The organism is Salinibacterium sp. ZJ450 (assembly GCF_011751885.2).
Classification (GTDB): domain Bacteria; phylum Actinomycetota; class Actinomycetes; order Actinomycetales; family Microbacteriaceae; genus Ruicaihuangia.
The window spans coordinates 475,633-494,943 of sequence record NZ_CP061771.1; the positions used below are offsets into that span (position 1 = coordinate 475,633).

Here is a 19,311-nt window from a genome sequence, read left to right on the forward strand (position 1 = left end):
CGCGCGACAAAAGCTCATGCGGCGCGTACTGACGGTCGTTGTCCTTATTGCGGTGGCATGGTTCTTTGCGACAGCTCTTGCCGCCAACTGGAATGAAGTCAGCGCCCTGGAACTGCAGCTCACCCCGTACGTCGGTGGCGCGGTGGCGTTGTTCGCCGTCGCTGTGCTGGTGAGCGGTGTGCTGTGGGGCCTGATCGTGAACAGTGGCGGCGGCATCCGTGTCTCGACACTTGACGCGATCGCGGTGCACTGCTCGTCCTGGCTGCTCAAGTACGTTCCTGGCCAGATCGGGTCTCTGGTGAACAAGGTTGACTGGGGTCATCGCCGGAGTCTCAGCCGGACGCAAATTGTGATCGGATTCGTTTACGAGAACGTCTTCCTTCAACTGGCGTCTTTGATTCCGGGCGCAGTGATCGTCTTCTTCGCGCTCGGACCGCAGGCGTTCGAGTCGAATGTGATGCTGGTCGCGGTGCCGCTGTTGGCGATTATCCCGTTGCTCGCTACTACGAACCGCAGACTTTTTGCCGGCGGGATGACGATGTTGACGCGCCGGTTCATGAAGCGCGACATCGACGACTCGTACTTCCTGGGTTCGAGCAGAACGCTGGCAATCCAGCTCGGTTATCTTGTGCCACGGATTATCAACGGCATGGGTTTCCTCCTGGTTGCCGCTTCCGTCGTGGAGCTGACGAGCGACCTCTGGCTTCCGCTTGCAGCGGCATACACGCTTGGTGGTGCCGTCGGCATCCTGGCTGTGTTCGTACCGAGCGGGCTTGGCGTGCGAGAAGCGGTCGTCGTTGCGATTGCCGCCAGTTACATGCCACTCGCCCAAGCGATCGTGATCGCCCTGCTGGCGCGGCTTTACAGCACGGTCGCGGATGCGCTGGTGGCGCTCGCATACGGAGGAATTCGCTTGACTCAGAAGAAACTGGAACAGTAATGGCGACTCAGGTCAGCATCATCGGGTCGGCATTGTCCGGCAACAAAGGGGCGTCGGCGATGCTCGAGAGCGCAATTGCAACGATCTCCGAGCGACGCCCTGATGCGCGCTTCACTCTCTTCAGCATGTACCCCAACGAGGACTCCCGGCTGAATCGGTATGAGTCAATGACCATCGTGCCTGCCAGCCCGAAGCAACTCGGCGTGACGATCAATCTGCTCGCTCTCGCGTACCGGATTCTCCCGCCGCTGCGCCCGGTCATCCGATCGAAGTCGAAGGCGATCCGTGCGCTGGTCGATTCGGATGTCTTGCTCGATCAGGGCGGCATCACGTTCACCGATGGCCGCGAGAAGTTCCTGCTCTACAACATCGCGTCCATCCTGCCGGCGCTCATGGTGGGCACCCCGGTATTCAAGTGTGCGCAAGCGGTCGGCCCGTTCCGAAGCCCCGTGAACCGGTTCTTCGCCAAGATGTTCCTGCCTCGCGTGCACACCCTGGTGACTCGCGGGGCGATCACCCATGGGCACGCCGAGTCGCTCGGCCTGACAAATCTGGTTGCGGGCGCGGACTATGCATTCGCTCTCGAGCTCGATGGCAACGAAAAGGACAGCGTCAGTGCATTTGTGCTCGACGAGTTTTTCGCGGGGCGCCCGGTGGTCGGAGTTTCCCCGAGCGTGGTAGTGCGCAAGAAGATCGACGCAGGCGGTCGTGATTACGCCGGTGAGATGGCCTCGTTCGTCGACCATCTCGTCGCCACCGGCCATCGGGTGGTTCTGTTGCCGCACAGCGTGCGCGACTCGTCAGACACCCACAACAACGACCTGCCGCTGTGCCTGGAAATCCGGGATCGCCTGACGTCGTCCTCCGAGGACGTGCTGCTCATCGACCGGGAGCTGTCGTCGCAGGAGTTGCGATACATCATCGGGCGATGCGATTTGTTCGTCGCAAGCCGTTTTCACGCGATGGTGTCGGCGCTCGCGATGGCAGTTCCCGTGCTCGTTGTGGGCTGGAGCCACAAGTACGAGGAAGTGCTCGCCATGTTCGACGCCCAGGAATGGGCCTTCGGATATGACCGCTTCGAGCAGGACTACCTGAGGGAACGTTTCGCGGAACTCGAATCCCGCCAAGAGGAAGTGGCGGCTCAGTTGAAGTTGCGATTGCCGGGTGTCAAGCGTGACGCTGCGGAGCAGGCGGACCTCATCGTCGGGGCGCTCGGGGCATGACCGATCATGCAGTAATCACAACTGGCGTCGGCCAGTCGGCGAAGCCCTCTGACGAGCGGGCAGGCAAGCGGTTGCGGCTTCCGGCGATGACCGGGAGTGTTCTCAGTGTGTTGGCGGTGGCGGCGGCCATCGCAGTACACGTCATTGCGGCCATTGGGTCGTCGGCGCCAATCTACGCGCAAGACGAGATCGGGTATATCGCCAATGCCCAGGTGCTCTCCGGGATCGGCGATGCACCTTCCCTCAGTGGCCTTGGCTACTACGTCGGGTGGTCGCTGCTCCTCGTCCCGTTCTGGTGGATCTTTGGCGACCCGCAGAGCGTATATCTCGGCGCAGTGGCGCTCTCCGCATTCTTCGGCATCTTCATGGTCGTTCCGGTCGCGCTGCTCGCGCGGCAGCTGAGCGTTGCCTATCCGTGGGCGCTCGTGATCGGAGCGATCGTCTCCGTTGCGCCTTCGCGCGTGATGATGTCGAACTTCGCTTTCGCCGAGAATTTCCTCGCAGTCCTCGTGGTGCTGTTCGTGCTCCAGTCCATTCGGTTCGCCGCACGCGCATCGGTGTTGAACGCGTGTTTGCTCGGTCTTGTCGCCGGCAGCATTTTTGTCACCCACATGCGCATGGCTCCCTTCCTGGTTGTCACTGCCGTCTGGTTCGCATTCCGAATTCGCAGGTCGCTCATGCCGAGCCTGGCCGGTCTTGCAGCTCTCACCGTGACCGCAATTCCTGGTTACCTGCTTTTCAGGTACGTGTTATCTGTCCTGCATTCGAGTTCGGTTACCCGCGAGGGTAGGGGGCTCAATAGATTGTTCACGACGCACCCGGTAGACCTGCTCACGGCGGCCAGCGGCCAGGCGTGGTACGCAACCGTCTCGTTGTACGGGCTGGTCACGATCGGCGTTCTTGTCCTTGTAGTGGGCACGGCGGAGGAATTGCGCCGTCGCAGCATCGGCGCCAACACCGTGACGTCGATCGCCGCCATTGGTGTTCTAGCGATCAGCGTCATCTGGATCGGCGGGGCTTTGCCCAACGTCCTCGGCCGCCTCGACCTGTACACGTATGGGCGATATCTGGATCCCTTGTTCAGCGTGGTGGTAGCTCTCGCGTTGATAGCTCTCTTCAAGGGACAAAGCCGTCGATCGGCTTTCACCGCAGCCAGTCTCTCGGTCGCAGCAGTTTTCGTCTTCCTCGTGGCTATCCTGTTGGTCGTCTCGGACCGTATGGGTAATGCGCAGTCCATTTGGTGGGTGCCGGTGAGCGTTTCCGGGTTGCTTCATTGGGACTGGCCCAATGTGACGGCGGCCACTATCGCGCCATGGCTCACAGCTTCAGCGGCAGGACTCCTTGGCGTTGCGGCGGTTCTCCTGCTCCGGCGGCGTGCAAAATGGCTACTGGTTGCGACGCTCGTCACGCTCCTTGTCACGTCTGTCGTGGCGGACCAGAAGACAATGAACGAATACACCGCGCCGTGGTACAAGTCCTTCACACTGCGACACGTCGTGAATGAGTATCCCGCGCAGCTCATTTCTTTTGACAAGGCAGGCGCGTCCGGCGCGGAGGGGGGCGGAGACACCGTCAGCGCGAATATGTACCAGTTCTGGACCAGCCCTGAACCCATCATTACCTTCAATAGCACGGAGCAGTCTCCTCCCACTGAATTGGTGATTTCCCGGTTCAATTGGGCACTAGCCGACGAGCTCGGTGCTCGGCGCGTCGCGATCGACGGAGGAATGTTCGACAATGTGCTGTGGGTCCTGCCGGGGGTTCTGCAGGATGAACTAGCAAGCCAGGGCCGGTTATTGGCCGCCGTAGTGGGGGAGACGCAACCGTGAAGGTAATCATCCAGATTCCGTGTCTGAACGAAGAGGCAACTCTGCCGAGCGTGCTCGCATCCATTCCGCGATCCATTCCCGGTGTCGATGAGCTCGAAATCGTCGTGATTGATGACGGCTCGACCGATCGCACGTCGGAGGTCGCGCGACAGTTCGGAGTAAATCACATCATCCGCCACGTGCGCACGATGGGTCTGGCTCGCTCCTTCGCGGATGGAGTCGACTACGCGCTCAGCCATGGCGCAGACATCGTCGTCAACACCGACGGTGATAACCAGTACCCGCAGGATCGCATCTCCGACTTGGTGCAGCCGATCATCAGAGGCGACGCAGATATCGTCATCGGTGACCGTCAGACGCAGACAATAGCGCACTTCTCACCGTCAAAGAAGGCGCTGCAGAAGTTCGGAAGCGGGGTCGTCAATGTGGCGGCGAGCACCGATCTGCCAGACGCGGCGAGCGGATTCCGGGCGTACTCGCGCCATTCGCTCTTCCGGCTGAACGTACTGACCGAGTTCAGTTACACGATGGAAACGATCATTCAGGCTGGCCACAAACGGCTGAAAATCGCCAGCATCCCTGTCGAGACCAACGCCAAGACCCGAGAGTCCCGACTCTTCCGCTCTCCGTGGCAGCACGTGCTCCGATCGGCCGAGGCCATTTCGCGTAGTTACTTGATGTTCAAACCATTCGTGCTGTTCGCAGCTCTCGGCAGCGTCATGCTGGTCGGAGCGTTGATTCCTTTCATCCGCTACCTCTTCTTGCTGGTGACACTGGGCACCGATGCGGGCGACCATATCCAATCTCTGATCCTCGGCGTCGCGTTCTTGGTCGGTGCTCTGCTTTCGTTCGCCTTGGGCGTCATTGCCGAGTTGATGAAGACAAATCGCATACTGTTGGAGGAGAATCTTGAAGCGACGCGCAGGATTCTCTACGGAGATCACAGTTCTTCGCGCACGATGACAGAGGCACCTGGAGCATGAGCGACGTTACTGAGCACCTCCGCGAGTCTCGCCTTGAGGGCGATTCCGCCCTCAAGGACGAGGTTGAGGCGCTCCGCGTCGAGAAAGAGCAGCTTGCCGCTGAGCTTGCGACGGTTCGCCTCCAGCAGCTCGACCACTGGGCGCAGTATGTCGTCGCGGCCGAGCTTCGTGCCGAACTAGAAGCAACGCGTGATCTCGTCACTCAAATTCGCCACACCAAGTCATGGCGAATCACAAAACCATTGAGAATCTTGAGAGGTGGTTCGCGGCGTGACCCCTGATTCGCCGGTGCCTTCGAATTTGGACCACGTAGAACAGGCGAAGCGAGCGCTGCATGCGCGTATTTCGGCGGTATACGAGGTGTTGTTCTTCAGCCACACCATGTCTTCGCTTCCCGGTGCACCCGACGAGCGCGCCGCTGAACAGCTGGTCCGCGTCATAGCGCTAGCGCGCACCGGGCAAACGAAGAGCGTGCTCTGGCTGCTCCTCTCAGCGCTCAGCACAGTGGTACCCAACTCCAAGTCAATGCGAGAGGCCATCAGCGCGCTTGCGAGAGTCAGCGAGGGTGAGTTTTATACCTGGCTACTCGCAACCACTGCTGAAACCTGTCGCGCAGACGGCCTGCCGTTGGCGCGAGTAGAGATCCTTAACGAGTCAGTTGTGCTCGACGTGACAAACTGCGCGGTCTCAGACCGACAGACGGGCATCCAGCGGGTCGTGCGTGAGACTGTCCCCATTTGGGCACGCGAGCACGGCGTCACTCTCCTTCGGTGGTCCGACGGCGCCCACCGGATGCAGCGACTGGAATCGGAGGAAGAAGATCGCGTCTTGCGGTGGGGCACCCGCACAGGCGCTCAGACGAAGACTTCGTCTCCGAAGATCGCGTCTCGCGCTGTGGGCCCATCCACGTTCGTTATTCCGTGGGCGAGCCGGTTGGTGTTGGTCGAAGTGACCAGTAAGCCGCAGAGCCTGCGGCTCGAATCGCTAGCCGAGTTCTCGGCAAACTCGCTGTCGGCCATCGGATACGACTGCATTCCTCTTGTCAGCCCCGACCTGATGCCCCGCCCGGGTGGCCTTGACTTCATGAACTATTTGCAGGTCATGCGCCGGGTTGACGTGATCGCAGGCATCAGCGTCGCAGCAGCGCAAGAGTTCCGGGGTTTCCTCGAAGCGACAGCGGCACACGGCGTACAGGTTGCCGACGTGATCGAATGCGAGCTGCCAGCGGACGCACCCACCGACACGCCCCGGCGGCGAGCGAGCCGGCAACGCCCCGTGATCCTCTCCGTCGGAAGCCATGAGCCCCGAAAGAACCACCTGGCAGTGCTGTATGCGGCCGAACGGATGTGGGCGCGCGGGCTTGACTTCGAAATGTGGTTCCTCGGTGGACACGGTTGGGGCACCGCATTCGACAAACAGGTGAGCGATCTGCAGCGGAAGGGCCGAAGGATCGTAACCAAGCGCCAAGTGAGCGACCTTGAGATCTGGGACGCCTACGCGCAGTGCCGATTCACCGTATTCCCTTCGCTTCACGAGGGCTATGGGCTGCCGGTGGCAGAGTCAATCGCGCTGCGGAAGCCGGTTGTCACCAGTAACTATGGAAGCACCAAGCAGATTGCACAGCGCGGTGGAGCGCTTCTGGTGGATCCGCGAGACGATGAGGATCTTTATCAGGCAATGCACGCGCTACTCACAGATAACGAGCTATACGCAGGTCTCGTAGAAGAGGCGACAGCGGCACCCGTGCGTTCCTGGACCGACTATGCGCGCGAACTGTGGTCGGGCCTCGCTCTCCCGGAAGGCGAGCGGTGATGAGAATTGCCGATCACCGTACCGTTCGATACGAGCGAACCCTTCGCGCCCGCATCTCGGCAGCCGCTTTGGCGCTCAACGTCGATCTCGCGGGGGCGGACTCGCTCGAGGAGGAGATCGCTCGCCTGCTGCGCTCTCGCGAGCTAAGCGACATTTGGTTCGTCATCGCGACGCTCACGACGGTGTTCCCGGAATCGGCCGTGGTGCTCGAGGTCAGCCGGAGCATGCGAAGCAACGATGAGAACGCCGCGGTCGAGAGCGTGATCGCGGAACTGCGGGAACTGACCGCCGAGCAGTGGGCGCGACATCCCCTGGTCGTTGAGCACGAGACGATCGTTGACACCCACTTCACATCAGCGGGGCACACATTTGGCGACAGTCGCGCGATCGTCGACGCATTGTCGCGTGCGGTCGTCATAGCCGGTGGACAGCACGCTGTGTGGTCGTCCGACCTCACCGCGCTGATGCCGATGACACACGGTGTCGCCCAGCGGCACTACGCGCTCATACCCCGGCACTGCCACTATGTGCTTCCCGATCTGTGCGACGAGCCAGACCGAGCCGCTCGCCTGATGAGTCTGGCCGCTCACTCTGGCAACAGCACCACAAGCGTCGGGTACGGGCTCGGACCTTTGGTAGCGATCGACAGCTTCCCGAGCCCCAGCGACGAAGACGGCGCTCGCCGGTACAACTGGCACCTTGCGGCCGTCAGAACGATGGATCGCGTAGTCGCGGTTTCCCAGACTGCCGCGCGTGAATATGCGGGTTGGAAGCTGATGCTCGAGGGCCTCGGCGTGCAAGGCCCAGAGGTGTCGGTGATCGCGGCGCCCAAACAGCCGTGCTCGTGGGGCCCCACTCGGCCTCTGGTGTGGGCACTTGGTGAGAATGCTGCATTCGGTGATTATCCAACGGTAGTCAGCGCCGCCGACCTGCTGTCCAGCGAGGGGCGGATGGTGGACGTGCGCTTCGTAGAAGCGAACGACCCGCAGGACTTGCTGCGGCGCCCGGACGCTGTCGTCGTAATGGCCCCTTACCTCACGCACAGCGCGTTGCTGGCCGGCGCTGCGGAAGCGGGCGTTCCCGTCGTCGCTGCGCGCTCAGGCTTTGCCGCTGAACTGGCGGAGACTGTGCCGGTCACGATTGTTGAACCTCACAGCGTCGAAGAACTCGTCAGCGCATTGGCGGACGTACTCGGGGAGGCACTCGTTGTGTCTACCGCGACGACCGATCAGTACCGCGCCGCAGATGCCTATGCGCGGGAGTTCTTTGCGTCAGTTGGCTGGACCGCCCGCGTCTAACCGCCCGCAACTACGCGAACGGGTCAGGCTCCAAAGGGCGCTCGAAGGCCTTACGCCAGCTGAGGTTCTGCGACGCCTTCACACAGCAGATCACAAAGGTGACCCAGCCGAACTCGATCAGGATGCTGCTTTCCGCGAGTGACGCGGTCAGCAGGGCGGAGAGCACCACGGCCGGCCAGGTGAAGATGACGCTGCGCTGGTGCATCGCGAGCAGCCAGGAGCGGAAGAATGCGAGTCCGACGAGCAGCAGGAACGCGACAAGGCCGACGAAGCCGAGCTGGAACCAGACGTCGAGGTAGGCGTTCGAGGCTGAGCTGAGGCTGCGTGGATTCGTCGCGTCGAAGAGGAGATAGGGCGGGACATCCGTCTGCCACTGTCCGATCCAGCCCCAGCCTTCGACCGGGTGCAGCGGGATGAGCGACCACAGCTGCTGCCACAACCTCAGCCGGAAGGTGAGTTCGCCGCCTGCGTTCAGCGCGTTGATCACTGGGCTGCGTGCCAGCCAGAGCAGCGCCGCCACCAGCATCACGGCAACGGGCACCGCGTACTGCCAGAACGTGCGGCGTTCGGGGGGCAGCCGGCGGATGCCGTACAGCACCAGCATGGCGACGGCCGCGACGAACGCGGTGCCGAACGCAACCGGTGAGCGGGTGAGCAGCACGGTGATGCCGGCGGCGAAGAGCGAGCCGATGGCGAGGCCCGGACGAACCGACTTGGTGCGCCATTCCATGATGAAGCTGATGCCGCCGATGATTGCGAGCAGGCCGAGCTCATTGCGGTTGCCGACGATTCCCTGGATCGGGCCGAGCTGATCCAGGTTGCCAGCGATGCCGAGGAACCTGATCGGGGCGTCGATGAGCAACCCGGAGAAGAGCTCGAGCCCGAGCGAGATTGCGAGCACGAACCGCAGCACGTCACCGAACGCCCGGATGATCTGGATGGTGTCGCGCACCAGCGCCACGTAGACGCCGAGCAGCGTGAAGCCGAAAAGGTAAGCGATGGAGCCGACGGTGGCCCACTGGTATTGGCTCCACACCACCGAGACGGCGGTCCAGCCCAGGAAGATGAGCAGGGAGATGGGCAGTACGCCCGTGGTCCATTCGACTGAGTCCTTGCGGGCGGTGAGCGATGCCAGCGCAAACACCACAAGAGTGGCAAGCATGCTGATCAGCCCGGCCCACCCGATCGTGCGGTGCAGCGAGAACGCGAGGATGCCGAGCCCGATGGACGCCGTCGCCAAAGCGGACGCTAGACGCGCCGAACCGAAGAACGACTGCATGGCGTCGCGGATCGCGGGTCGACGGTTCATCGGGTCAACGGTAGCGCCTGTGCGCCTGCGTGGTGGGCCAGGTCATTGATCAAGACCGACGGCCTGTCCGATTGCCGGTTGCAAGTACGGGATGAGACTCAACGCAAACAGCCTCGAAATGTGAGCGCCGCCGCCGTAGACGATCAAGCCTCCGACAACCGTGTGGCATGTGTCCTCGTCACAATAGGCGTCAGTGAGATCGACCAAAGACAGACCGTCTTTTGGGTCGGAGGTGGCGGCCACGACCATTGCGTCGCGCTCGAGCACAACGCTTCGTGGCGCGGTGCAAGGATCCACCACCCCGGGGTGTGCTTCAATGCATTCGCGCGCTTCCCCGACCTCTTCGCCGGGGCCGGGCACGTCTGCAATCACCACCACGCTCTTGCCGCCCTCGATCCAGGCCGCCCACATCTCGGTGAAAGCGTTCGCGGCCTGCGTTTGCACCTCAGTGGTTTCGGTTCGGCCATATCGTGGCGCGACAGAGGAGGTGACGATGACGTCGATCTCGTCGTTGCCCGGAAGGTAGTCATGCAAGTCCTTGCGCCACTGTTGGCAGCCGTCCGCCATGTCACTCGGCCAGGTTGACGACCATGTTGCGGTCGATGGCGAACAATTGTTCTGCTTCAGAAGCAGGACTCGCCAATTGTTCTCGTCCGCAATCTCGGCAACTGCGGGGATGTAATGGGCGGCATGGGAGTCCCCAATCAGGGCGATGGTTATTTCCGCGTCGGGGGCGCCGTACTCGGACGCAGTGAGGGTGCCCCCGAGACTAAGAGTGGCGTCGTTTGCTGCGACGGGCTGCGTTGCGAAAGCCAGGTCCTCGTCCAGCGTGTGCAAGGACGCGCACACCGCTCCAGAGAGCGCCGCTGCGGCTCCGAAACACCTTTCCTCCGCTGATAATGCACGCTGTGCAACGCCGTCGGCCTGTGCGACCGCAGCGGCAGTGCGCTCGTTCACGATGGCCCAGGGAACCGCGCTGCCCGCAAGAATGACAAGTGCTCCAGCGATCGCAAATGCGAATGCCCGCCGCCGCTTTACCGCAAAGGCGCCCGACGTCCGAGCGGGATCCTCGACAAAACGCTTCGTCATCCACGCAAGCACCAAAGTGATCGCAAGTAAAGCGAACTGATCCGCGAGTTGAAGCTCACCGCCCAGGACGAATGGGGCGACAACTATGAGCGGCCAATGCCATAGGTAGGCCGAGTACGACAGATCTCCAAGGGCTTGAACGGGGCGCAATGACAGCACGCGTGTGCCGGGCGTGTTCCCTGCGACGAGCACGAGGAGCACGGCAAACACCGGGATGATCGCGATCCAGCCGGGAAAGACCGTAGCGCCCGTAAAGAGAAAGCAGCAGGCGAGGATGATCGCGATGCCCACCCATACCAAGACCGCGCGCACCCGATTTCTGCCTGCCGACGGCACTGGGCACCTCAGCGCCACGAAAGCGCCTGCCGCGAACTCCCAACCGTGAGTAAAAGTGGAGAAATATGCGGCCGACGGCGCAGCGTAGCTATACCAGATCGAGTATCCGAGCGACAGTGCGCCGATCACGAGCACAGCGATTGTGAATAGCGTGCGAGGGCTCTTTTTGCGCCATTTCGCCGCGCCGACCATGACCAACAGAAGCAACGGCCAAACGAGGTAGAACTGTTCCTCGACTGACAGGGACCAGTAGTGCTGAACCGCGCTGGCAGCGTTCTCAGCCGCAAAATAGTCCACGGCGTTGGCGGCGAGCACCCAATTCAGCATGTAAGTCGAGGCGGCTGCGATCTCCGCCAGGATTCGCTGCCAAGTCGCTTGCGGCAGGAACAGCAGCGTGGCAACGAGTGTTGCGGCGAGGACGAGCAGTGCTGCGGGGAGCAGACGTCGCACCCGTCGTGCCCAGAACCGACCGAGGTTGACGCTGCCCGTGGCGTCGACTTCTCGCATTAGGTGGCCGGTGATGAGGAAACCGGATATCACGAAGAACACGTCAACGCCCACATAGCCGCCGGGGAAGGTTTCGGGCCACAGATGGAAGAGGATGACAGCGAGAACGGCCAGCGCGCGAAGAGCTTGGAGCTCCGGTCGAATCGCCGGACGCGTTTGCGCGAAGGCCAGTGTGCCCTTCAAATCGGAACCCTTCCTGCCTGTGTCGGCTTGGATCGCGGGATCCTCAACGGCGCCCAGCCCCGGCAGCGTTTGAGGCCTACTCGATTTTAGGGCGCGGAATGCGCTTGCCGGAACGTACGAAGGGATGACCCCACCTGCTCCCACGAATCTGGTACGCCCGAGCGGATTGCGCTGCGCTGGATCGATGAGCCTGGCGGGCCGCCCCAGACTACCCGCGTCGCAAGAATCTGTTCCGTCCGAGGCCCTGAGTGACTCAAGACCTGCGACGATAGCCGCGTGCCTCGACAAGGAGCCTCCAAGCGTTTCTGGAACAGCGCCGCCCGCGAGAACGCGGCGTGGTACATCGCGACCCGGTTCCAGAGCGAGAACAAGGAGTTCTTCGAGTCAGGCACCCGGGAGGTCGACGACTTCCTCGCCTCCGCAGGCGTCGGGCTGGAAGCCTCAGACTCTGTCGCTGAAATCGGATGCGGCACCGGACGGATGACGCGCCGCCTTGCTGAACTCGCCGGGCGCGTGATTGCTGCCGACGTCAGCGGCGAGATGCTGCAGCGGGCGGCGGTCAACCTGGCGGACTCCCCGAACGTCGAACTCGTCGAGTTGTCGGGGGAGGGCGATCTGCCGCTCGCGGACGGCTCGGTCACCGCGGTGTTCAGCTACATCACCATGCAGCACGTGCCGACCGCGACGGCGCAGGAGGCCTACTTTCGGTCGGCGCTCCGCGTTCTGGCGCCTGGCGGCTGGGCGCTGATCCAGTTCCGGCGCTCCGGTGTGGTGCCGCGGCTGCTCGACTGGGGCGGTCACATCATGCACCTGGCCAAGGGCCGCCGCACGCTTGATCGAGCGTGGCGCGGCGCGCGGGTGCGCGAGAGCGCGCTGCTGCAGCAGGCGACATCCGATGTATCAGTTCAGATCCTGCCCTTTGGGCGTCGACACGTCTGGGCGCTGGCCAAGAGGGCCGACTAGAACGCTTCCAGCCGCGCCGCGATGCGCTCGGCGGTGTCGTGCAGCCTCACGTGACCGTGGGCGACCTCCTGAACCAGGATGAACGCCTCGTTCTCGGTGAACGTGGTGCGGTGGTGGTTCAGCTCGAGGAATACATTGGTCGCCACCCAGGCGGTGCGCTTGTTGCCGTCGACCAGGGCGTTGCTGCGCGCGAGCGACTCCAGCAGAGCCGCCGCCTTCAGCGGCAGGGTGGGGTAGACGTCCATCTGGTCGCGCACGGCTCGCGGACGGGCGACGGCGCCGGCCAGCAGGCCAACGTCGTTCAGGGAGGCATCGAGCGGTTCGCTCATCACGAGTTCGATTACCTGCGCGACATCCGCTGCGCTCAGATAGACCGTCATGCGTCGGCCAGCCGCTGCAGCAGGTTCGCGTCGCGCTCGATCACGCCCTGCGCCGCCGCCTTCACCAGCCGCGGATGACTGGTGCCGTCGTTGGCGGCCAGCAGGATCGCCTGCTTGGCGGCCTCGTTCTTGCTGACACCGAGACGCTTCGCGAGGCCCTCAAGCGCGCGGTCCTGCGCGGGGGTGAGCCGCAAGGTGAATGCCATGCCGTGATTCTAGAGTCGCGCCGGATCGCGCAGCGCGTCGGTCTTCAGTTTGATCGCCAGCGTGGCGAGCACCAGCCACCAACCCTCCACCAGCAGGTGGCTCTCCGACGCGGTCTGCACCAGCAGCAGCGTGAGCACCAGCAGCGGGAGCAGGGATGTCGCGTCGTACGGCGCCTCGATCGTGCGGGACAGCCGCCGCCGGTCGACCGCGGCGAACCAGGCGCGGATCAGGGTGCGGATGATGAACACGGCGAACACGACCAGCCCGACGATGCCGAGCTGCAGCCAGACGTCGAGCCAGGCGTTGTGGGCGTGGGTCTGCACCACGCCGTTGATGGTGACCAGGTCGGTGAACGGCTCGGTCCAGGGTGTCCAGTAGCTGACCCAGCCCCAGCCGAGCACCGGCCGGTCGTCAGCGACGCCGATCACGATGTCCCAGATCTCGGTGCGGTTGGTGAGGGTGGAGTCCTTGCCGAGCAGGCCGAGCAGCTGCTCGGAGAAGAACGTGACGGCGATGAGCGCGGCGGCGGCCGCGGCGATGGCGACCGCGGCAATGGTGATGCGCATCCGCCGTGTGGTCGCGGCGCGTAGGGCCAGCACGAGCAGCAGCACGGCAGCAGCGGCCAGCAACGCCACAAGCACGCCGGCCGATCGGGTCATCAGCACGACGCCGACGGCGATCACGAGCCATCCGGTGTTCCAGGTGCGCTTGCCGCGCGGGTTCCACTGGTCCACCATCTGGATCGCGAACACGATCACAGCGACCGCGGCAACGGTGGCCAGCGCCGTCGAATTGCCGACGATGCCTTGGATCTTGCCGTCGACGAACAGCACGTTGCGCGACCACTGGTGCATCTTGAGGGAGTCTTCCCAGTCGATGCCGAGCCAGAGCGGGGCGACCGGATGTCGCACGAACCACGACACGATCAATTCGAACAGGAAGGAGAGGCCGAGGATCCAGCGCAGGGCGGCGCCGAGTGCGATGCTCAGCTGCGCGCGGCTGAGGGTGGCGGCCATCGGGATCGCGAACAGTACCGCGAGCCACTGGGCGCCGACACCCATCAGGGTGGAGAGCGGATACGCCGACCAGATCAGGCTCAACGCCGACAGGGCGAGCCAGGCGATCAGCGAGTACGGCAACCGCGGCCGCGGGCGCTCGCGCACCAGCCAGACAATGGTGATCACGGTGGCGGCGGCGATGGCGGCGCCCCAGCCCCACCAGCCGAGCGCATTGCGGATTCCGGCTCCGCCGATACCGACGAAGAACAGGAAACCGGCGGCGACAACACGGATGTCGCGGGCCTCGGTCATGGATACGAGCGTACTGGGCTGGGCCGATGACAGAGCGCCGTCATCGAAGGCAGCTCCGTTAACGAAGGCACGGACAGGTTCGCCATTCGTACTGTCATCAGCGCTTGGCTGGACTACGAGGTCGACCTGTCCGTGTCGTCTCCTCCATGATGCGCCTTCGGTCTGGTGGAGGCAAGGGGTGGGTTTACACGAAGGCGGCCTGGCCGGTGATGCTGCGGCCGACGATCAGGGTGTTCATCTCGCGGGTTCCCTCATAGGAGTAGAGCGACTCGGCATCCGCGAAATGCCGAATCACGTCGTAGTCGGTGACGATGCCGTTGCCGCCGAACAGCTCCCGGCACCAGGCCACGGTCTCGCGCATCCGCGCGGTGGTGAACGCCTTGGCCAGCGCCGAGTGCTCGTCCCGCTGGGTGCCCTCATCCAGCATCCGGGAGACCTGCACGACGAGCGCCAGCGACGCGGTGATGTTGCCGAGGCTCTTCACCAGCAGGTCTTGCACGAGTTGGTGGCCGCCGATCGGCCGGCCGAACTGCTCCCGGTCGCCGGCGTAGCGAACCGCCGCCTCGTAGGCGCCGATGGCGTTGCCGACCGCGGCCCAGGCAACGTCGGCGCGGGTAAGCCGCAGCACGCTCGCGGTGTCCTTGAACGAGTTCGCCTTCTGCAGCCGCATCGTCTCGGGCACCACCACGTTCTCGAGGGTGATGTCGGCGTTCTGCACGATCCGCAGGCTCTGCTTGTTCTTGATCTTCGTGGCCGTGTAACCCTCACTGCCGGTGTCGACCAGGAAGCCCTTGACCTGGTCGTCCGCGACATCCTTCGCCCAAATGATTGTCACGTCATTGAAGGTGGCGTTGCCGATCCAGCGTTTGGCGCCGTTCAGCACCCACTGCTCACCGTCCCGGCGGGCCGTCGTGCGCAGGCCCTGCGCGGAGTCGCTGCCCGACAGTGGCTCGGTCAGGCCGAATGCGCCGACGACCTCGCCAGAGGCGAATTTGGGTAGCCATTCGGCGCGCTGCTCGGCGCTGCCGCAGACGCCGATCGTGCCCATCACGAGGCCGTTCTGCACCCCCACGTACGTGCCGACGCTGGCGTCGACGCGCGCCATCTCGAGCGCCACCCAGCCGCGGAACACCGCAGAGTTCTCGAACGGGCGGGTTTCCTCCCAGCCGAGACCGACCGCCTGCACATCGGCCAGGCCCTTGATGATCTCGGTGGGGAACTCGTCACGATTCCAGTAGTCGTTCACGATCGGCTTGACGTCACGCTCGAGGTACTCCCGCAGCCGCAGCAGGTGCGCCTTCTCCGGGTCGGTCAGCTGGTTCTCGAACCCGTAGAAGTCGCTCGGTATGGGGGAGAAGGACATCGGTATGCTCCATTGCTCGTCGGAATCCACCAAGAGCCTACGGGCGGGTCACCCGGGCGTCGGAAGCGGTTGGTACTTTGGGCTAGTCCCGAGAGAAAGAGAAGGCCGGATGTTTGTAGCCATCACCAATGACCCGCGACCGTACGCATGGGGATCCCACACGGCGATCGCCGAGGCGCTGGGGCGTGAGGCATCCGGAAACCCGGAAGCGGAACTCTGGCTGGGCACGCATCCCGGCTCGCCGAGCAAGATCGCAGGAGCACCGGATGCCGCGACGCTCGCCAGCCGCACCACGCTGCCGTTCTTGCTCAAACTGCTCGCCGCGGACACCCCACTCTCGCTGCAGGCGCACCCCACCCTGGTGCAGGCCGCGCTCGGCTTCGCGAAGGAAAACGCCGCGGGCGTGCCGCTGAATGCGTCGCACCGTAACTACAAGGACGCGCTGCACAAGCCTGAGCTGATCTTCGCGCTGAGCAACACGTTCGACGCCCTCTGCGGGTTCCGGCCGCTGGAGGACAGCCGAGAGCTGATCACGCGCCTGCGGGCGATCGACGACGACGAGTCATCGCCACTGGACGACCTGCTGACCAGGCTGACCGATCTGCGCAAGGCATTCGAATGGCTGCTCAGCGGCGGTCCCGCCGTCGACGCCGTCGTGCAGCGGGTCGCCGAGCTGGCCCAGGCCACCACCGACGACGATGCCGCGTTCGCCACCGTGCGGTTGCTCGCCACTGAGTACCCAGGCGACGCCGGGATCGTGATCTCGCTGCTGCTGAACCGGGTCACCCTGAAGCGCGGCGAGGTGCTCTACCTGCCGGCCGGCAACATTCACGCCTACCTGCACGGGCTGGGCGTCGAGCTGATGGCGGCCTCCGACAACGTGCTGCGCGGCGGTCTCACCCCCAAGCACGTGGATGTGCCGGAGTTGCTCACGGTGCTCGACTTCTCGCCGGTTCCGGTGCCGTACCTGGAGCCGACGACATCCGACGACACCATCGCGGTCTACGAGCCCGACGTGCCCGACTTCGTGCTTGCGCACGTCACCGGGTCGGCGAAGTACCCGCTGCCGGGTGCGGCGATCGTGCTGGTCACCGACGGCACGTTCACCGTCAAGGGCGCCCGGTCGAAGCAGACGGTGTCGCGCGGTGAGGCGCTCTACGTGTCATCCGACGAGCTGACGCTTTCGGTGCACGGAACCGGGGAACTGTTCATCGCGTCGACCCACCTGCCCGAGTCGGAGCCGGAACTGGAGCCCTCGCCGAGCGTGTAGTTCGCCTCACCCCACGAGGGTGTGCGCGAAGGTGCGCCGGTACGCGGTCGGCGTGGTCTGCAGGGTGCGCACGAAATGGTGCCGCATCACCGAGGCGCTGCCGAAGCCAGTGCGCTGCGCGATCAGCTCCAGCGACTCCTCGGTCTGCTCGAGCAGCTGCTGGGCGCGAATGGTGCGCTGCCGGTTCAGCCAGGCGGCCGGGGTGGTGCCCATATCGGCCCGGAACCGCCGCGCGAAGGTGCGCGACGACATCAGGGCGTGCCGGGCCAGGTCGTCGACGGTAAGGTCTTCGTCCAGGTGCGCGATGGCCCAGTCCGCGACCGCGGAGAGCGAGTCGTCCGTGCATTCCTGCACAGGTGTCGCGATGTACTGCGACTGCCCGCCGTCGCGCTGCGGCGGCACCACCATGCGGCGGGCGATCACGTTGGCGGCGGCCGCGCCGAGTTCCTTGCGCACCAGGTGCAGGCACGCGTCGATGCCCGCCGCCGTGCCGGCGCTGGTGATCACGCGCCGGTCTTCGACGAACAGCACGTCGGGGTCGACGCTGGTCTCGGGATACTCCGCCGCCAGCCGGTCGGTGTACATCCAGTGCGTGGAGGCGCGCCGGCCGTTCAGCACGCCGGCCTGGGCCAGCACGAAGGCGCCGCTGCAGACGCTCAACACCCAGGCGCCACGGGCTTCCGCCTGCCGGATCACCTCGAGGTAGCGGTCGTCAACGCCGTCGATCTGGTGCGCGGGCACCGCGATCAGGTCGGCATCCGCTGCGACATCCAAACCAGTGGGAATTACTATGTCGACGCCCATGCTCGTGCGCACCGGGCCGGGGTCCGCGGTCGCGATGGTGAAGTCGAAGGTGGGGCCGCCGCTGTCGCCGCGGTCGACGCCGAACACCTCACAGACGACGCCGAATTCGAACGGGGCGACCCCGGGGAGGGCGAGTAACACGACCTTGCGCAGCATGACGGTGCTCCTTGGATACTCCTTGGCAGAAAAGTGTCGATCTATGGCAAGACTGCCACTCGTGGCCGGATATCGCAAGGCATAGATTTTCTGCCATGGTAATTGCACTACTTCTCATCGCTCTCATCGCTGTAGTTGTCGCCGTTGGCGTCGGCGCATCCATTCGCCAGTTCTGGCTCGACGGGTACCGGCAGGTGCCCACCCGCGACGGGCAGTTCCCCACTCGCGCGCGGCTCTGAACTTTCATACGGCCAGCGCCACTAGCGTTGGCCGTATGAACTGGTTGGTCACGGGCGGAGCTGGATACATCGGGGCGCACATTGTGCGCGCATTGGGGGATGCCGGAATCCCCAGCGTCGTCATCGACGACTTGTCGACCGGGCATGAGGCCTTCGTGCCAGCGCACGTGCCTTTCGTCAGGGGTTCGATCCTCGACGACGCACTGCTGGCGCAGACCTTCGCCGATCACTCGATCACGGGCGTCATCCACGTGGCGGGGTTCAAGTACGCCGGCGTGAGCGTTCAGCGTCCGCTGCACACCTACCGGCAGAACGTCTCGGGCACGCTGGCCCTGCTCGCCGCGATGGACGCGGCCGGCGTTGACCGCATGGTGTTCTCCTCGAGCGCCGCCGTTTACGGCACCCCCGACACCGACCTGGTCACCGAACGGACCCCGACCACGCCGCAATCGCCATACGGCGAAACCAAGCTGATCGGGGAATGGCTGCTGCGCGACCACGAGACCGCGACGGGGCTGCGGCACACGTCGCTGCGCTACTTCAACGTGGTCGGCTCCGGCGACCCCGCGATCTACGACACCAGCCCGCACAACCTGTTCCCCCTGGTGTTCGACGGGCTGGTCGCCGGGCGCACGCCCCGGATCAACGGCGCGGACTATCCCACCCCCGATGGCACGAACGTGCGCGACTACATCCACGTGGCAGATCTGGCCCTCGCGCACGTCGCCGCGGCCAGGCGGCTAGACGCCGGGCTACCGGTCGAGCCGGCATACAACCTGGGCAGCGGTGACGGCGTCTCGGTGAAAGAGATCATGAGCGTTGTCGCTGAGGTCACCGACATCCCGTTCACGCCCGAAATCGCCTCGCGACGCGCCGGCGATCCCGCTCGCATTGTCGCGGATGGCGCGCTCGCCGCGCGTGATTTGGACTGGCGGATGCGCCACTCCCTCCGCGACATGGTCGAAAGCGCCTGGGCCGCCCGCGCCGCCCACCGGTGACCGACCTGTGCAATACCAGCGCGCCGCGCCAACGGTGCGGGGGCGCGCCGTCGTTGTCGGCGCATTGCGAGACACGGAATGGCATCGATTTCGGAAGTAACGAAAACTCCGG

Annotated in this window: 18 protein-coding genes; 10 read left to right on the forward strand and 8 right to left on the reverse strand. The window is 64.3% G+C overall.

Translation table 11 applies throughout. The features are described 5' to 3' along the window. Positions 1 to 16 precede the first annotated feature (16 nt). The 4 genes from HCT51_RS02345 to HCT51_RS02360 are packed head-to-tail and all read left to right on the forward strand — an operon-like array spanning position 17 to position 4,975. Positions 17 to 940: a lysylphosphatidylglycerol synthase domain-containing protein gene (locus HCT51_RS02345; RefSeq protein ID WP_166879346.1), complete on the forward strand. Its 924-nt coding sequence runs from the start codon at positions 17 to 19 to the stop codon at positions 938 to 940. Continuing rightward, positions 940 to 2,163 (forward strand): polysaccharide pyruvyl transferase family protein, encoded by a 1,224-nt coding sequence (locus HCT51_RS02350; protein ID WP_166879341.1) that lies wholly within the window; start codon positions 940 to 942, stop codon positions 2,161 to 2,163. Before HCT51_RS02345 ends, HCT51_RS02350 begins: the two co-directional genes overlap by 1 nt. Then, positions 2,160 to 3,992 carry a cytochrome d ubiquinol oxidase subunit II gene (locus HCT51_RS02355; RefSeq protein ID WP_166879338.1) on the forward strand — a complete coding sequence of 611 codons (1,833 nt, stop codon included), beginning with the start codon at positions 2,160 to 2,162 and terminating at the stop codon, positions 3,990 to 3,992. The genes HCT51_RS02350 and HCT51_RS02355 overlap by 4 nt, the downstream gene beginning before the upstream one ends. After that, entirely contained in the window at positions 3,989 to 4,975 is a 987-nt protein-coding gene (locus HCT51_RS02360) for a glycosyltransferase family 2 protein (RefSeq protein ID WP_166879334.1), read from the forward strand. The genes HCT51_RS02355 and HCT51_RS02360 overlap by 4 nt, the downstream gene beginning before the upstream one ends. Here HCT51_RS02360 and HCT51_RS02365 read toward each other — a convergent pair. After that, on the reverse strand, positions 4,933 to 5,112 hold the full coding sequence (locus HCT51_RS02365) for a hypothetical protein (RefSeq protein ID WP_166879330.1): 180 nt from the start codon (positions 5,110 to 5,112) through the stop codon (positions 4,933 to 4,935). The genes HCT51_RS02360 and HCT51_RS02365 overlap by 43 nt on opposite strands. Before the next feature lie 133 nt (positions 5,113 to 5,245). On the opposite strand from HCT51_RS02365, the gene HCT51_RS02370 reads away from it, so the two are divergent. Then, positions 5,246 to 6,787 carry a glycosyltransferase gene (locus HCT51_RS02370; protein WP_166879327.1) on the forward strand — a complete coding sequence of 514 codons (1,542 nt, stop codon included), beginning with the start codon at positions 5,246 to 5,248 and terminating at the stop codon, positions 6,785 to 6,787. Then, positions 6,787 to 8,085: a hypothetical protein gene (locus tag HCT51_RS02375; protein ID WP_166879324.1), complete on the forward strand. Its 1,299-nt coding sequence runs from the start codon at positions 6,787 to 6,789 to the stop codon at positions 8,083 to 8,085. The genes HCT51_RS02370 and HCT51_RS02375 overlap by 1 nt, the downstream gene beginning before the upstream one ends. Positions 8,086 to 8,095: 10 nt before the next feature. Here HCT51_RS02375 and HCT51_RS02380 read toward each other — a convergent pair whose 3' ends face one another. Both HCT51_RS02380 and HCT51_RS02385 read right to left on the reverse strand, forming a co-directional pair. Further along, positions 8,096 to 9,394, reverse strand: coding sequence for an O-antigen ligase family protein (locus HCT51_RS02380; protein ID WP_224760624.1), 1,299 nt, complete (start codon positions 9,392 to 9,394; stop codon positions 8,096 to 8,098). Positions 9,395 to 9,436: 42 nt separating this feature from the next. Beyond that, positions 9,437 to 11,509: an acyltransferase family protein gene (locus HCT51_RS02385; RefSeq protein ID WP_166879320.1), complete on the reverse strand. Its 2,073-nt coding sequence runs from the start codon at positions 11,507 to 11,509 to the stop codon at positions 9,437 to 9,439. A gap of 276 nt (positions 11,510 to 11,785) precedes the next feature. On the opposite strand from HCT51_RS02385, the gene HCT51_RS02390 reads away from it, so the two are divergent. Continuing rightward, complete coding sequence (locus tag HCT51_RS02390; RefSeq protein ID WP_166879316.1) at positions 11,786 to 12,472, forward strand: class I SAM-dependent methyltransferase; 687 nt, start codon at positions 11,786 to 11,788, stop codon at positions 12,470 to 12,472. On the opposite strand, the gene HCT51_RS02395 is transcribed toward HCT51_RS02390, so the two are convergent. The 4 genes from HCT51_RS02395 to HCT51_RS02410 all read right to left on the reverse strand — a co-directional run bounded on the left by HCT51_RS02395 (position 12,469) and on the right by HCT51_RS02410 (position 15,732). Then, positions 12,469 to 12,852, reverse strand: coding sequence for a type II toxin-antitoxin system death-on-curing family toxin (locus HCT51_RS02395; protein ID WP_224760625.1), 384 nt, complete (start codon positions 12,850 to 12,852; stop codon positions 12,469 to 12,471). The two genes, HCT51_RS02390 and HCT51_RS02395, sit on opposite strands and share 4 nt — an antisense overlap. Further along, positions 12,849 to 13,058 (reverse strand): ribbon-helix-helix protein, CopG family, encoded by a 210-nt coding sequence (locus HCT51_RS02400; protein WP_166879312.1) that lies wholly within the window; start codon positions 13,056 to 13,058, stop codon positions 12,849 to 12,851. Before HCT51_RS02400 ends, HCT51_RS02395 begins: the two co-directional genes overlap by 4 nt. Positions 13,059 to 13,067: 9 nt before the next feature. After that, the gene (locus HCT51_RS02405; RefSeq protein WP_166879309.1) at positions 13,068 to 14,369 is read right to left on the reverse strand and encodes an O-antigen ligase family protein; all 1,302 of its coding nucleotides are present in this window, start codon (positions 14,367 to 14,369) and stop codon (positions 13,068 to 13,070) included. A gap of 184 nt (positions 14,370 to 14,553) precedes the next feature. Continuing rightward, positions 14,554 to 15,732 carry an acyl-CoA dehydrogenase family protein gene (locus tag HCT51_RS02410; protein WP_166879305.1) on the reverse strand — a complete coding sequence of 393 codons (1,179 nt, stop codon included), beginning with the start codon at positions 15,730 to 15,732 and terminating at the stop codon, positions 14,554 to 14,556. A gap of 109 nt (positions 15,733 to 15,841) precedes the next feature. Here HCT51_RS02410 and manA point away from each other — a divergent pair, with 109 nt between their 5' ends. Further along, the gene (manA, locus tag HCT51_RS02415; protein WP_166879300.1) at positions 15,842 to 17,002 is read left to right on the forward strand and encodes a mannose-6-phosphate isomerase, class I; all 1,161 of its coding nucleotides are present in this window, start codon (positions 15,842 to 15,844) and stop codon (positions 17,000 to 17,002) included. A gap of 6 nt (positions 17,003 to 17,008) precedes the next feature. On the opposite strand, the gene HCT51_RS02420 is transcribed toward manA, so the two are convergent. Further along, positions 17,009 to 17,962, reverse strand: a complete 954-nt coding sequence (locus tag HCT51_RS02420) for a GlxA family transcriptional regulator (RefSeq protein WP_166879296.1) — start codon at positions 17,960 to 17,962, stop codon at positions 17,009 to 17,011. Positions 17,963 to 18,057: 95 nt separating this feature from the next. On the opposite strand from HCT51_RS02420, the gene HCT51_RS02425 reads away from it, so the two are divergent. Together HCT51_RS02425 and galE are read left to right on the forward strand one after the other, a co-directional pair. Then, positions 18,058 to 18,201, forward strand: coding sequence for a hypothetical protein (locus HCT51_RS02425; RefSeq protein ID WP_166879294.1), 144 nt, complete (start codon positions 18,058 to 18,060; stop codon positions 18,199 to 18,201). A gap of 35 nt (positions 18,202 to 18,236) precedes the next feature. Then, a complete protein-coding gene (galE, locus tag HCT51_RS02430; protein ID WP_166879290.1) occupies positions 18,237 to 19,199 on the forward strand; it encodes a UDP-glucose 4-epimerase GalE in 963 nt (320 codons plus the stop codon). Positions 19,200 to 19,311 lie beyond the last annotated feature (112 nt).